The organism is Saccharothrix tamanrassetensis (assembly GCF_014203665.1).
In the GTDB taxonomy this organism is placed as follows: Bacteria; Actinomycetota; Actinomycetes; order Mycobacteriales; family Pseudonocardiaceae; genus Actinosynnema; species Actinosynnema tamanrassetense.
The window spans coordinates 175782-189402 of the sequence record NZ_JACHJN010000011.1 but is presented as its reverse complement, the minus strand read 5'-3'; the positions used below and the strand labels follow the sequence as shown (position 1 = coordinate 189402).

General features: G+C 71.0%; 14 protein-coding genes. 9 read left to right on the top strand and 5 right to left on the bottom strand.

Going from position 1 to position 13621, the window contains the following annotated elements:
- Entirely contained in the window at window positions 1-609 is a 609-nt protein-coding gene (locus FHS29_RS30185; protein ID WP_184696478.1) for a MaoC/PaaZ C-terminal domain-containing protein, read from the top strand.
- Complete coding sequence (locus tag FHS29_RS30180; RefSeq protein WP_184696477.1) at window positions 606-1067, top strand: aminoacyl-tRNA deacylase; 462 nt, start codon at window positions 606-608, stop codon at window positions 1065-1067. Before FHS29_RS30185 ends, FHS29_RS30180 begins: the two co-directional genes overlap by 4 nt.
- Here the strand turns inward: FHS29_RS30180 and FHS29_RS30175 are convergent.
- The 4 genes from FHS29_RS30175 to FHS29_RS30160 form a co-directional block, all read right to left on the bottom strand.
- Window positions 1045-2265 (bottom strand): cation:proton antiporter domain-containing protein, encoded by a 1221-nt coding sequence (locus FHS29_RS30175; protein ID WP_184696475.1) that lies wholly within the window; start codon window positions 2263-2265, stop codon window positions 1045-1047. The two genes, FHS29_RS30180 and FHS29_RS30175, sit on opposite strands and share 23 nt — an antisense overlap.
- Window positions 2262-3158, bottom strand: a complete 897-nt coding sequence (locus FHS29_RS30170; protein WP_184696473.1) for an EamA family transporter — start codon at window positions 3156-3158, stop codon at window positions 2262-2264. The genes FHS29_RS30175 and FHS29_RS30170 overlap by 4 nt, the downstream gene beginning before the upstream one ends.
- A gap of 3 nt (window positions 3159-3161) precedes the next feature.
- A complete protein-coding gene (locus tag FHS29_RS30165) occupies window positions 3162-3773 on the bottom strand; it encodes a response regulator transcription factor (protein ID WP_184696471.1) in 612 nt (203 codons plus the stop codon).
- A gap of 654 nt (window positions 3774-4427) precedes the next feature.
- A complete protein-coding gene (locus FHS29_RS30160; protein ID WP_184696468.1) occupies window positions 4428-5333 on the bottom strand; it encodes an NAD-dependent epimerase/dehydratase family protein in 906 nt (301 codons plus the stop codon).
- Window positions 5334-5573: 240 nt separating this feature from the next.
- On the opposite strand from FHS29_RS30160, the gene FHS29_RS30155 reads away from it, so the two are divergent.
- The 6 genes from FHS29_RS30155 to FHS29_RS30130 all read left to right on the top strand — a co-directional run bounded on the left by FHS29_RS30155 (window position 5574) and on the right by FHS29_RS30130 (window position 11169).
- Window positions 5574-5984 carry a VOC family protein gene (locus tag FHS29_RS30155; RefSeq protein WP_184696466.1) on the top strand — a complete coding sequence of 137 codons (411 nt, stop codon included), beginning with the start codon at window positions 5574-5576 and terminating at the stop codon, window positions 5982-5984.
- A 55-nt stretch (window positions 5985-6039) separates the two neighbouring features.
- Complete coding sequence (locus FHS29_RS30150; protein ID WP_221456862.1) at window positions 6040-6678, top strand: nucleotidyltransferase domain-containing protein; 639 nt, start codon at window positions 6040-6042, stop codon at window positions 6676-6678.
- Between the two features lie 204 nt (window positions 6679-6882).
- A complete protein-coding gene (locus tag FHS29_RS30145) occupies window positions 6883-7653 on the top strand; it encodes a nucleotidyltransferase domain-containing protein (RefSeq protein WP_184696464.1) in 771 nt (256 codons plus the stop codon).
- A 518-nt stretch (window positions 7654-8171) separates the two neighbouring features.
- Window positions 8172-9170, top strand: a complete 999-nt coding sequence (locus FHS29_RS30140) for a permuted SH3 domain-containing protein (protein ID WP_312865167.1) — start codon at window positions 8172-8174, stop codon at window positions 9168-9170.
- Window positions 9167-9865, top strand: coding sequence for an ABC transporter ATP-binding protein (locus FHS29_RS30135; RefSeq protein WP_184696462.1), 699 nt, complete (start codon window positions 9167-9169; stop codon window positions 9863-9865). Before FHS29_RS30140 ends, FHS29_RS30135 begins: the two co-directional genes overlap by 4 nt.
- Window positions 9862-11169: an ABC transporter permease gene (locus FHS29_RS30130; RefSeq protein WP_312865166.1), complete on the top strand. Its 1308-nt coding sequence runs from the start codon at window positions 9862-9864 to the stop codon at window positions 11167-11169. The genes FHS29_RS30135 and FHS29_RS30130 overlap by 4 nt, the downstream gene beginning before the upstream one ends.
- A gap of 43 nt (window positions 11170-11212) precedes the next feature.
- On the opposite strand, the gene FHS29_RS30125 is transcribed toward FHS29_RS30130, so the two are convergent.
- Entirely contained in the window at window positions 11213-12901 is a 1689-nt protein-coding gene (locus FHS29_RS30125; protein ID WP_184696459.1) for an FAD-dependent oxidoreductase, read from the bottom strand.
- A 169-nt stretch (window positions 12902-13070) separates the two neighbouring features.
- On the opposite strand from FHS29_RS30125, the gene FHS29_RS30120 reads away from it, so the two are divergent.
- Window positions 13071-13592 (top strand): EF-hand domain-containing protein, encoded by a 522-nt coding sequence (locus tag FHS29_RS30120; protein ID WP_184696456.1) that lies wholly within the window; start codon window positions 13071-13073, stop codon window positions 13590-13592.
- The last annotated feature ends 29 nt before the right edge of the window (window positions 13593-13621 follow it).

Here is a 13621-nt window from a genome sequence, read left to right as displayed (position 1 = left end):
GTGCGCTATTTCGAGGATTTCCGGATCGGCGACGTGCACGAATTGGGCGATCACCGGATTTCCGGCGACGAGATCCGCGCATTCGCCCACCAGTACGACCCGCAGCCGATCCACCTCGGCCGATCGGGCGAACCGATCGCGAGCGGCTGGCACGTCGCGGCCACTTTCATGCGGCTGTACGTGGATTCGGTGGTGAACGGCGCGGCGGCCGAGGTTTCCCCCGGGATCGACGAACTGCGCTGGCTGCGCCCGGTGCGGCCGGGAGACCTGCTGGTCGGTCGGATGACCGTGCTGGGCACCTCGCCGTCGCTGTCCCGGCCGGACTGCGGGATCGTGCGGCAGCGCGGCGAACTCGTGGACGCAGCGGGCCGTCCGGTGATGCGGTTCGTGTTCCACGGCCTGATGCGCCGGCGTTCGGCCGAACCGGGATCCGCCGAATCCCGGCCCGTCGAACCCCACCTCGTCGAACCCCGGCCCGTCGAAGCCCGGTCCACCGAATCATCGGACGCGGATTCGGAGCCGGCCGATTCCGGCCCCACCGATTCCCAGCCTGCCGATTCCGACCCTGCTGGGGTGGGTGGGGCCCGGCCGGATACCCTCGGGGCATGAGCGGACCCACTCCCGCGCAAATCCTGGAAGCCGCCGGCGTGCCGTTCTCGTCTTTCACGCACGCGCCGATCCGGACCTACGAGGACATCGAGCGCGAATTGCGGCTGCCCGCCGAGCAACTGCTCAAGACCCTCGCGTTCCGCACCGACGACGGGTTCGTGCTGGTGTCGATGCCGATGCTGCTGCCCGCCGGCTACGGCAAGATCGCGAAGGCCGCCGGGGTGTCCCGGTCGAAGCTGCGCCGCGCCGGCGAGGACGACCTGACCGTGCTGGGCATGGCGCCCGGCGGTATCAGCCCGTTGACCGAGCTGGCCGACAAGACGGTCGTCTTCCACGCCACCGTGCCGTCGATGGGCAAGGTCTACTGCGGCAGCGGCCGCGACGACGAGACCATCGAGGTCGACGCGGCGAGCCTGGTCGACCTGGTGCGGCCGGTCATCGCGGACGTGGCGAGCTGACGGGCAGGGTCACCGGCTCCACCGCGTGCTTCCGGTGGAGCAGCTTCACCAGCGGCCCGGTCATCATCGTGGTGACCACGGCCATCAGCACCAGCTGCGAGTACAGGTCGCGGTCCAGCAGGCCCAGTTGCAGGCCGATGCTGAGGATCACCAGTTCGGTGAGGCCGCGCGTGTTGAGCAGCGTGCCGAGGGTGGCGGACTCCCGCCAGTCCAGCCGGCACAGCCGCGCGGCCAGCAGCGCGCCCGCGAACTTGCCGCCCACCGCGACCAGCATGATCAGCCCGAACTCGGCGAAGCCCGTCCACGTGGTCCGCGACAGGTCCACCTGGAGCCCCGCGACCACGAAGTACACCGGCAGCAGCAGCACCTTGCTGACCTGCTCGATCCGCAGCGTCACGCCCGCGCGCAGGTCCGCCGCGTCACCGTGCGGCATGACCAGGCCGAACAGGAACGCGCCGAAGATGAAGTGCAGCCCCATCCACTCGGTCAGCGCGCTCCACCCGAGCAGCCCGATCAGCACCACGGCGAACATGTCCCGCCGGGACTGCGCGATCCGGGCCAGCAGCGGGCGCACCACCCAGAAGCTCACCGCCGCCACCGGCAGCACCAGCAGCAGCCGCCACTGCTCGGTCGAGCCCGCGCCGAGCGTCGCGATGGCCACCGCCAGCAGCGACCACGCCAGCAGGTCGCCCAGCGCGGCGCTGCCCAGGGCGAGCGTGCCGACCTTCGACCCGCCCATGCCCCAGTCGCTGATCATCCGCGCCAGCACCGGGAACGCGGTGACCGCCATCGCGGTGCCCAGGTAGAGCACGAACGCGAGCCGCCCGTCGTCCGGCCGCAGCACGGTCGCCAGCAGCACGCCCAGCGCGAACGGCGTCAGCATCGACCCGAGCGACACCACGGCGATCGACCCGAACCGCTCGCGCAGCAGGTCGCGGTTGAACTCCAGGCCCACCAGGAACATGAAGAACACCAGCCCGACGTTGGCCAGCGAGCTCAGCATCGGCCGGATGTCGCCGGGGAACAGCACGTTCGCCAGCGCACCGCCGAACAGCGTCGGTCCGACCAGCACGCCGGCCAGGATCTCGCCGACCACGGCGGGCTGCGCCAGCCGGGTCGCCAGCGCTCCCAACACCTTCGCCAGCGCTACGACGACCGCCAGCGCCACCAGCAGCGCCACCACCTGTTGCGAGCTCATCCGACCCCGACCGATTCCCGTGTCCGCGCCGGGCGCAGCCCGATCGCCAGGCCGACCAGCACCAGTCCGGCGCCGGCGAGGTCCGCCAGGTGCGGCTGCCCGGTGCCCAGCACCACGGTCGACACCACCGCGCCGACCGGCAGGAAACCGGAGAACAGCCCGGCCTTGTCCGCGCCGAGCCGGGGCAGGGCGTTGTACCAGCACAGGAACGCGAACACGGTGACCACCACGGCCAGGTAGCCCAGCGCGAGCGCCTCGGACGCGCTCGGCATTCGGACCACGTCGGGCCCGTCCACCACCAGCCCGACGACCACGAGCTGCGGCACGGCCAGCGCGGCGGAGTAGGCGGACACCCGGATCGCGCCGAGCCGGGCCAGCACCGGCAACGCCAGCAGCGAGAAGCCCGCCTCGCAGGCCAGCGCGCCGAACGCGAGCAGCAGCCCCAACGGCGTGCCGCCGCCGAACCCGGTGGTCACCGCGACGCCGACCACCACGACCACGGCGGCTACCAGCACGCGCGGCGCGGGCTTGCGGCGTTCCATCACCGGCCCGAGCAGGGCGAGCACGACCGGCACGGCGGCGACCACCGTGCCGACGGTCGCCGGGTCGGCGAACCGGGTGCTCTCCACGATCAGCACGTTGAACGCGGTCAGCCCGGTCAGCGCCAGCATCAGCAGGAAGAACACCTCGCGCCCGCTGAGCCGCAGGAATCCCTTGCCGAACGCCCGCGCCACCGCGAGCAGCAGCAGCGCGCCGACGAGGTAGCGGACGGCCTGCCCGCCGTAGACGGGGTAGTCGTGCAGCGCGGGGGAGACACCGGTGAGCGTGCCCACGCAGAACATGGCAGTCGCGGCGCCCAGCGCGCCGCGCTGACCGTTGGTCAGGGAAAGCAAGGTTCACGGCCTCCGTGCGGTTTCGGACAGCTCGCCCACGTTGATCAGCCCGGTCTCGTAGGCGTAGGCGACCGCGCTCGCGCGGTTGGGCAGGCGGAGCTTGCGCAGCAGGTTCTGCACGTGGAACTTGACCGTGCTCTCGGTGAGCGACAGCCGGCGCGCCATCTCGGAGTTGGTCTGCCCGCACACCAGCAGCCGCAGCACGTCGGTCTCCCGCCGGGTGATCCGTTCCAGCGGCGGTCGGCCGCGCTCGGCGGACCGGGGCTCGGGTGGCCCGGCGTAGTCGGGGCGGGCGAAGAACGCGTAGCCGGCGGCCAGCATCCGGATCGCGCTGAGGAACTCGTCGGGCCCGGAGGACAGCGGCAGCACGCCGACCCGCGGCGCGTCCGGCAGCACGTGACCCGCCGCGTCCGCGCTGTCGTCCACCACCAGGACGCTCGCGGTGGGACTGCTGTCCAGGAACCGGCGGGCGGCCACCGACGGGCGCGGCACGTCGGCGAGGCAGCCGATCACCACCACGTCCGGCAGGTCCCGCGCGTGCCGGGACAGCCCCTCGAAGGTGTCCACCTGATGGGTGACCTCCAATCCGGTGGCCTCGTCGAGAATCTTCCGCATGCCGATCCGGAAAAGTGTTCTCCGTTCGGCCAGCACAATGCTCGTGAGTTTGCCGATGAGCGCGTTCTTCACAGGGCCGGCCCCCAAGCCAGGTCTGCGTGCGACGATACCGGACCGAGTGCGGCGGTCAGCGGAAAGAATGCGCTCGGCAGCCACCCGGAACGGCCTCGGCGGTCCGGTCGCGCGGATTGTCGACCGCGCCGCACGACCGTCCGCGCACGGTAGGTCAATTTCCGCTTGCCGTGCCGGAAGTGCAGGTACCGCTACGCCTTCCGGGTCTGCCGCGGCGTCGCGGCGAACCGCGACCGGTAGCCGGTGGCCGCGCCGCGACCGGTAATACGGCGCCCGTGGTTGCGGTGTCCATCGTTCCCCCAGTTGCCCCCGTGTTTGTCCACCTTGGACAAATTCTCTCCCTTGCACGATCAATAGTTCACGTTTACCACGATCAACTCAACCTGCAACCGGAGATTGAGCCGAACGGTGGACAGGGGATCACGTCGGAAGGCGTTTGCGGTGCGATTTTCCGAAGTGCGCCTACGCTGGCCGGGTGAAGCGCGCGTGCCGATCGCGCGGATCAGCCGATGACCAGGAGACCCCCTCGTCCGGGCCGGGCCGGGGCGGTGGTGGCGGTCAGCCCGGCCGACGCGTTCGGCCTCAGCGGCTGAACGTCTCGCGCAATGCCGGCTCGACAGCACCGGGTGTGCCCTCACCGATGAACAGCTCGCGCAGCAGCAGGTGCGACAGGTGGGCGGTGTCCAGGCCGGGCTCCCGGCCCGCCAACGCATGTGCGACCCCGACGAGCCGAAGCCCCACCCGCACCACGAACGGCGGCAGCGGTCGGACCTGTCGCGGGTTGCCGGTGGCGGCGGCGATCCGCGTGAACATCTCCTGCCACGTCAGGTTCTCGTCCGCGACGGGGATGTCCGCACCGGACGCCAGTTCCAAGACCTCCACCGCCACCTCGGCGACCCGTCCGGCGGTGGTCGCCGCACTGCCACCCGGCGGCGCGACCAGCGGTGAACGGGAACGCGCCCACTTCTCCAGCGGCGGCGACCAGTTGGGCAGGCGGTCGCCGGCACGGCCGAACACGAACGGCAGTTCAAGCACCGCAACGGGTATCGTGCCGGCGGCTTCCCGCGCCGCACGGGCCTGTTCGACGCGGCTGCGGATGTACGGGTGCAGTGCGGTCAGCCGCCACTCGGGGTGCTCGCGGTGGAAGTGCGTGTAATAGGAGCCGAGCACCACGGCCCGGGTCAGGCCCTCCTCCCGGGCGGCGGTGAGCAGTCGCGCGACCGGCTCCACGTTGCCCTTGTGGAACGCCGGGTACGCGGGCTTGCGCGGGATCTCCCGGTCGTCCACGCCCGCCGCGAACACGACGCCATCGTGGCCGGCCACCAGTGCGCGCAGGTCCGCGACGGATGCCGTGGTCGCGTCGAGTGCGTGGTCCACCCCCGCGCGGCGGGTGCGGGCGACGGCGGTCGCCCCGTGTCCGCGTTGTCGGAGCCGTTCGACGATGTGCTGCCCGACCAGACCACTCGCACCCACCACGAGAATCCTCATGGGTTGATCATGCCGGTCTCCAGGGCAAGTCGTGTCCCGCCGTGCGGGCGACCCGGCCGGCGCGGCTCGCGGTCACCCGGTTCGCCCGGCCCGGTTCGCCCGGTCGACCGGGCCGTCCACTGCGGAGTGTCCACCGACCTGGGCGGCGCACTGCGACGACCGGCCCGGATCGAGTGCTCGAACCGGTCGCGCCGAGCCGGTTGTCTTGCGAGGATGTGCTCCCGACCCGAGGAGGACGCAGTGGCCTCACGACTCAACCCGTACATCAGTTTCGCCGGCGACGCCCGCGAGGCGATGGAGTTCTACAAGGACGTCTTCGGCGGCACGCTGAAGCTGAACACGTTCGGCGAATTCGGCCAGCCCGACGCCCCCGAGGCCGACCAGATCATGCACGGCATGCTGGAGACGCCCGGCGGCTACACGTTGATGGGTGCCGACACGCCGCCGGGGATGCCGCACAACCCCGGCGACAACATCACCGTCAGCCTCAGCGGCGACGACGCGGAGGAACTGCGCGGCTACTGGACGCGACTGTCCGACGGCGGGCAGGTGACCGTTCCGCTGGAGAAGCAGATGTGGGGCGACGAGTTCGGTGCGTGCATCGACCGGTTCGGCATCCCGTGGATGGTGAACATCACCCCGGCTTCCTAGAGCCGTTCGGAAAATCGGTCCTGTCGAGCGGTGGGCGTGCGTCAGACTGCACGGCGTGCTGGTGCTCTCGGTAGTCGTCGGATCGCACGCCTACGGCTTGTCCACCCCTGGGTCCGATGTGGACAGACGAGGTGTCTTCGTCACGCCCACCCGGGATTTCTGGCGTTTCGACAAACCGCCCACGAGTCGTGAAGGTCCGCGGCCGGAAGAGCTGAACTGGGAGGTCGAGCATTTCTGCGCACTGGCGTTGAAAGCCAACCCCACCGTGCTGGAAGTGCTCGTCTCGCCGGTGGTCGAAGTGCGCACACCTCTCGGCGACGAATTGCGGGCCCTCCTGCCCGCTTTCCTGTCCCTGCGCGCCGTCGACAGCTACAGCCGTGCGACCACCGCCCAGTTCGCCCGTGCGCGGGGTGCCGAACCGAAGTGGAAGCAGGCGATGCACGTCGTCCGGCTGCTGCTGGTCTGCCGCGACCTGGTGCGCACCGGCGAGCTTTCCGTCGACGCGGGGCCGTACCGGGAGCGGCTGCTGGCCGTGCGGCGGGGTGAGGTCCCGTGGGACGAGGTGCGGGCGTGGGTCGATGTGCTGCGCGCGGAGATCGGCGCGGCGGACAGCCCGTTGCCGCCGGAACCCGACCAGGCGGCCGTCGAGTCCTGGCTGATGTCCGTCCGCAAACGCGCTCTGGTGTCCGCCTGAACTCTGGTGTCCGCCTGAACTCCGGTATCCGCGTGAGCTGCGGTGTCCGCCTGAACTCTGGTGTACGCCTGAACTCCGGTATCCGCGTGAGCTGCGGTGTCCGTATGGACTCTGGTGTCCGTACTGAGCTCTGGTGTCCGCTTCGGCGTCTGCTTTGGTTTCTGCTTCGGTTTCCGACGTGTTGGTGCCCGATGGGGGTCCGAGATGAGCTACCAGGTTCCAGACCTGTCCGAGGTGGTGGCCGGACAGCCGAAGCCTCTGCTGTTCGCCACCGTGTCGGGCGCGCACCTGTACGGGTTCCCGTCCCGTAACTCCGACGTCGACGTGCGCGGCGTCCACGTCCTGCCGGTGGCCGAGGTGGTGGGCCTGCGGCCGGGGCCCGACACCCTGCAACGGATGTGGATGCGCGACGACGTCGAGCTGGACCTGGTGACCCACGACGTACTCAAGTTCAGCCGCCTGCTGCTGCGGCCGAACGGCTACGTCCTGGAACAACTGATGTCCCCCCTGGTAGTCCACACCACGCCCGCCCACGACGAGATGCGGGCGTTGGCCCCGGCCTGCATGACGACCAGGCACGCCCACCACTACCACGGCTTCGCCCGCAACCAGTGGCGCCAGTTCGAACGCACCGGCGAATTGAAACCGCTGCTCTACACGTTCCGGGCCCTGCTGACCGGTACCCACCTGATGCGCACCGGCGAGGTGCTGGCCAACCTCCCGGAACTGACCGGAACCCACCACGGCCCCGACTACCTGCCGGACCTGATCGAGGCCAAGGCCCTCGGCGAACACCGAGCCCTCGAAGGCGTCCCCCAACGCCCCACCGCGAGCCGTCTGCTGGACGACGTGACCCACTGGCACGACACCCTGGATGCCGCCCGCCAAGCCAGCACCCTCCCGCCGATCCCCTCCGCCGAACAAGCCCTGGACGACCTGGTAGTGGCCCTACGCCTCACCAGCCCCCACACGTGACGCCCCGCCTCGCCTTCCTCCCACACGTGACGCCCCGCCTCGCCTTCCTCCCACACGTGACGCCCCGCCTCGCCAACCCCCACACATAACGCCCGACCTCCGCCCCCGACTACTCCAGGGCTGAGCACTTCCAGGTCCGGCACTCCCAGGTCCTGCACTCCAGGGCCGAGCACTCCCGGCCGACCCCGGCGACTTCGCACCGCCAGACCGGTGCCCGCCGGGCCGCCGCGCCGTTCTTTTCTCCGGCAACGAACAGCATGTCGGAAAAGTGCCTGGTTGGAGGCCTATTCACTACATGAAGTGAAAGTCCGCCGGCGTGTAAACCAAACGGGCCTCCGAAAGCATTGGGGGTGCGCGGCAGGCCACCGGCCCACGGCTGACGTGTAGTCGGGGCGGCGGTGGAGGCGTTACGCCGTTGAGACGCATTCTTCCGGGAGGAATGCAACCCTGTGGGACGCTGAGGCGTCATGTCGGTAGGTTCGGTCGAACCGGCGTGGGCTCTGCTTGGGGGGAAACCGGTGTCGAAACGAATGTTGCCGCACGTCTTCGGGTGCGCGTTGGTACTGCTGGCGGTTCAGGGGTGCACCTCTGCCGCGCCGCAGTCCGGCAGCCCCGACCTGGCGCCCCGCGGCACGACCATGACCACGGCCAAGCCGACGCGGCAGGACCTCACCAACAAGGTCAGCCTCACCGGCAAGGTGACGATGAACCCGGTCTTCGGGATCACCGCCCCGGTCGCCGGGCAGGTGCGCTACCTCGAGGTCCCGGAAGCCAAGAGCACGCCCACCAAGCCGACCCGCGTCGCCACCGTGTGGGCGGACGGCCTGCCCAACCACGTCGAGGTGCCCGCCGGGGCCACGTTCGGCGGCCGGTTGGTGGACGACCGCTCCACCGTCACCGCCGGGATGCCGGTCGTGTCGGCGAAGTACGCCGGCTACGGCATCGTGGCCGACATCAACGGCGAGCAGGCCTACCAGATCTCCGACGCCTCGCAGGGCACCATCCAGGCGCAGATCAAGAACGGCCCGGGTCCGTTCGCCTGCGCGATGCTGGGCACGATCGCCGCGCTGCCCGCGGGCACGGCGCCGGCGCAGCCACCTCGACAACAGCAGGAGCAGCCGGAAGGGCAGCCGACGACGCCCGTCGGCAAGCCGCAGCAGGAGCAGCCGCCGAGCGGCTCGTCGGACCCCACTGGGCTGCGGCTGGTGTGCACCGCGCCCGACGACGTGAAGCTGATCAACGGCGCGTCCGCCACGCTGGAGGTCGTCACGGCCAACGCCACGAACGCGCTCGTCGTCCCGGTCGAGGCGGTCGCCGGTGGGCAGGGCAAGGGCAAGGTCGACGTGCTCGGCGCGGACGGGACCAGGCAGACCAAGGACGTCGTGCTCGGGCTCACCAACGGCAAGGTGGTCGAGATCAAGGAAGGCCTGACCGGCGACGAGACGCTGGCCGTGCCGGGTCCGAACCTGCCGCGCGCGCCGGACGGCGAGGGCAAGCCCGGGGCGGGGTCGCGATGACGCCGCTCATCCGGCTCGCCGGCGTCACCAAGACGCTGAAGGGGCAGGAGCAGCCGCGCACCATCCTGGCCGGCGTCGACCTGACCGTCCACAGCGGGGACAGCGTCGCCATCCTCGGCCGCTCGGGCTCCGGCAAGAGCACGCTGCTCAGCGTCATCGGCCTGTTCGACCGGCCGGACGAGGGGCAGTACCTGTTGGGGGAGCAGGACATCACCCGCATCCCGGAGCGCAAGGCCGCCGCGCTGCGCAGCGCCGAGTTCGGCTTCGTGTTCCAGCGGTTCTTCCTGCTCAAGCACCTCACCGCCGCGCAGAACGTGGCCATGGCGCTGGTCAACGGCCAGGGCTGGCTGTCGCGCCGCAAGCGCAAGGCGAAGGTGCTGGCCGCGCTGGACCGGGTCGGCATCGCGCACCTGGCCAAGCACAAGCCGCCCCGGCTGTCCGGTGGTGAGCAGCAGCGGGTCGCGATCGCGCGGGCGCTGGTGCGCGAGCCCCGGATCCTGCTCGCCGACGAGCCGACCGGCGCGCTCGACACGGAGACTGGGAACCTCGTGGTGGAGGCGTTGCGCGCCACCACGGACCACGGCTGCGGGCTGGTGCTGGTGACCCACGACCGGGACCACGCGGCGAAGATGGGCCGGGTGCTGCGGTTGTCCGACGGCCTGCTGAACCCGGCCGCGGAACGGGTGGTCGTGTGATCCGGCTGTCCGGGCGGCTGCGTTCGTCGCTGATCATCGGCGGTCAGGGGATCCGGGCGCGCAAGCTGCGCACGTTCCTGTCCATGGTCAGCCTGTTCATGGGTGTGCTGGCGGTCGTCGTGGTGCAGGCGGGCGCGGAGATCGCGAACCGCGCGCTGCTCGCGGACGTCGAACTCTCCCAGGGCAAGGACGGCACCCGCCAGATGTACCTGAACCCGGAGGGCAAGACCGTCGAGACCGCGCTGGACGTGCTCGCGGGCCGGACCGACGCGGTGGCGATGACCACTGTGCAGGCCATCATCGGCGAGCCGGGCGTCAAGCCGGTCAACGAGGGTGGCGGCCCGGTCGACCAGCCCGGCGGCTACGGGCGCAACATGACGTGCGACGTGAACGGCTGCTACGAGGTGCCCACCGGCAACGAGGGCGCGCCGTCCGGTCAGGCCGTGGAACTCCAGCTGGTCGGGTTGACCGGCGACATCCGGTCGTTCCGCCCGTTCCGGGTGGACTCGGGGCAGTGGCTGGACTTCGGCGGCGACCCGTCGCTCGCGCCCCGGCTGGTGCTGAACACGAAGGCGGCCGAGGCGTTCCGGCGCTTCGAGGTGCCCGCCGAGATGCGGTTGCAGGGCTCGACGATCAACGCCACGCCGCGTTTCGTCGGTGTCGTGGAGGACGGCGGGTACGCGCCCGCCGCGTACGTCCGGTCCGACGAGCTGCTGAACTGGCTGGGGGCGGGCGACCTGAGCAGCGGCCGCAACGGTCCCGGGCTCCAGGTCATGATGTCGCCCGCGGCTTCCGAGGTCGAGCACGCGCTGCGGGCCCGGCTGGTCGCGGCCGGTACGCCCGAGGAGCAGATCCACGTCAACACGGTCAACACGCTGGAGCGCATGTCGACCGAGCTGAGCCTGATGCGGTGGATCTTCCTCGGCATGGCGGCGCTGGTGCTGCTGATCGGCGTCGCGGGCATCCTCAACGTCGGTCTCGCCACGGTGGGGGAGCGGATCGAGGAGTTCGCGCTGCGCCGCGCGGTCGGCACGCCGCGCCTGCTGCTGGCGGGCATCGTGCTCGCCGAGACGCTGCTGACCGGTCTGCTCACCGCGGCGGCGGCGATCGGTGTCGGGGTGGTCGCGTTGCAGCTCGCGTCCGGCATGTTCGGCTCGCGCTACCCGTCGCTGCAAGGCATCGAGTTCCCTTGGCAGGCGGGCGTCGCCGGGGTGGTGGCGGGTCTGGTGGCCGGCGTGCTGGGCGGTCTGGTGCCGGCGGTGCGCGCGGCCCGCATCCCGATCGCGACCGTGATGCGGGCTTGACGCCGGCTCGAACCAGGCGTGAAACGGTTGCCCGGCCGGGGCTTCAGTCCCGGCCGAGCAGCACGCCCGCTGCGGCGAGGCGGGTCGTGTCCAGGTAGCCGCTGTGCTCGTGGTCGAGTTCGCCGAACGTGGTCGCCGCCGCGTCGGTCGGTGCGCCGAGCGCTCCCAACAGCCGCTGGAACTCGCCGAGGGTGAGCGAACCGTCGGAATCGGTGTCCGACAACAACAGCACGGCGTCGGCCAACGGGGCGAACGCGTTCAGCGCGGCCAGCTCGTCCAAGGCGCCCACGAACGCCTCTCGGCCGACGCCCTCGCCGTCCGGGGAGTCCTTGTCCGAGAACCGGGACAGCACCGCCCAGAACTCGCCGCACGCCTCGTGCACGCGCCGCGCCCGCTCGGTGTCCGGCGACTCGTCGAACGCCGCCACCAGCCGCCGCCCGAACGCGGTGAGGTCGGCCGCGCCGAGGACGCCGTCCCGGTCGCCGTCCAGCAGGTCGAACGACGACACCCGCGCCTGCTCCGGGATCCGTTGCACGGCAACGTCCTTCAAGTACTCCATGATCGCCTGGCTGGCCACCGCGCCCTGCCCGATCGCGGAGCCGATCCGCTTCACCGTGCCGGACCGCACGTCACCCGCCGCGAACACCCCGGGCAGCGTGGTCTCGGTGAGCAGCGGGTCGCGGTCCAGCCGCCACGCCCCGTCGATGCGCAGCAGATCCGTTCCGGTGACCAGGAACCCGCGCGTGTCCGTGGTCGCCTGCCCGCCCAGCCAGTCGGTGCACGGCGTCATCCCGATCAGCACGTACAGCGAGGTGGCCGGCACGGTCGAGACGGTGTCGGAGTCGTTGTCCCGCAACACGATCTCGCTCAGTCGGTCCGTCCCGCCGACGGACACCACCTCGGCGTGCGGTCGGACGTCCACCAGTTCCGAGGCCTCGATCCGGTCCACCAGGTACCGCGACATGGGGCTGCCCGCCAGCGACGGCCCGCGCACCAGCAGCGTCACCCGACGCCCGTGCTCGGCCAGGTAGAGCGCTGCCTGGCCGGCCGAGTTCCCCGCCCCCAGGACGAAAACCCGGTCACCCGCGGTCCGCACGGCGACCGGGGTGCTTGCGCCGTAGAAGACGCCCGCGTCGCGCAGTTCGGCCGCACCCGGCACATCCAGCTCCCGCCACCGCATCCCGGTAGCCACGAGCACCGCCGCGCCGCGCACGCTGGAGCCGTCGTCGTTGTCCACCACCCACGCCCGCCGGTCGCGGCGCAGCGCCGTCGCCCTCCGGGCCGACATCCACTGCACGCCGAACCGCCGCGCCTGCGCCAGCGCGCGCTGCGCCAGGTCGCCTCCGGACAGCCCGGCCGGGAAGCCGAGGTAGTTCTCGATCCGGGACGTGGACCCGGCCTGGCCGCCCGGCGCGTCGTCCTCGACGATCACCACCCGCAGCCCCTCGCACGCCGCGTACACGGCGGCGGCCAGCCCGGACGGGCCGCCACCGACCACGACGAGGTCGTAGTGGCTGCTGCCGGCCTCGTCGGTGAGACCGAGGGCGGTGGCGAGTTCGATCAGGCTGGGCTCGGCGAGCACCGAGCCGTCGGGCAGTTCCACCGCGACGGAGGTGAGGCCGGGGTCCGTCCGGGTCTCGAACGGCACCTGGTTGCGGGCCAGGAAGTCCTTGATGGCATAGTCGCGCGCCGAACCGTCCCGTTCGACCACGCGCAACCCTGGATCGGCCATTGCCGCCTCCTCCGAAGACGCCGGGAGCCCCGACGCTAGTGGGTGACCTCGGAATGGCCAGGGCAGGTCGCCAGGTTCACCCCAACAGGTCACGAAGCGGCCGACGAGGCCCGTGACGGTGTATCTGTGGTGCGGCGGAGCGTCCCTGTCCTGAGGGGGAGGACGGGTCATGAACGACCTGGCGCAGTTGCGCGGCAAGCACGCGAAGCGTTTCGACATGTTCGACGCGAACGACGACGGGATGGTCCGACAACGGGATTTCACCGGCCTCGCGGAACGCCTGGTGCGGCGGTTCCGCATTCCGGTGGACTCGATCGGGGCGGAACGGATCAGGGCCGGCTACGAGGTGTCGTGGCTGTCCCTGTCGGCGCGCTGCGGGGCGGACGGACCGGTGCCGCGGGCCCGGTTCGTCGCCGCGCTGGGTGCCGCCGACCTGGCGTGCCGGATCGGTGCGGCGGACGCCGTCGCGATCCGGGAGTGCGGTGCGGCGGTGGACGGGATCGTGGACGTCGAGCACGTCGCGGAGGTCGTCATCGCGCTCGGCGCGCACCCCGGTGACGCGCCGCTGATCAGGGAAGCCCTGAAGACGGACGGCGAACTGCTCCCGCTGACCACCGTGACCCGGCTGGTCTCGGCCTATTTCGCCGACGACACACCATCGGACCTTTATGGACGATCATCGAGCCACTGATCGAGCCACTGATCGAGCTGCCGATCTCG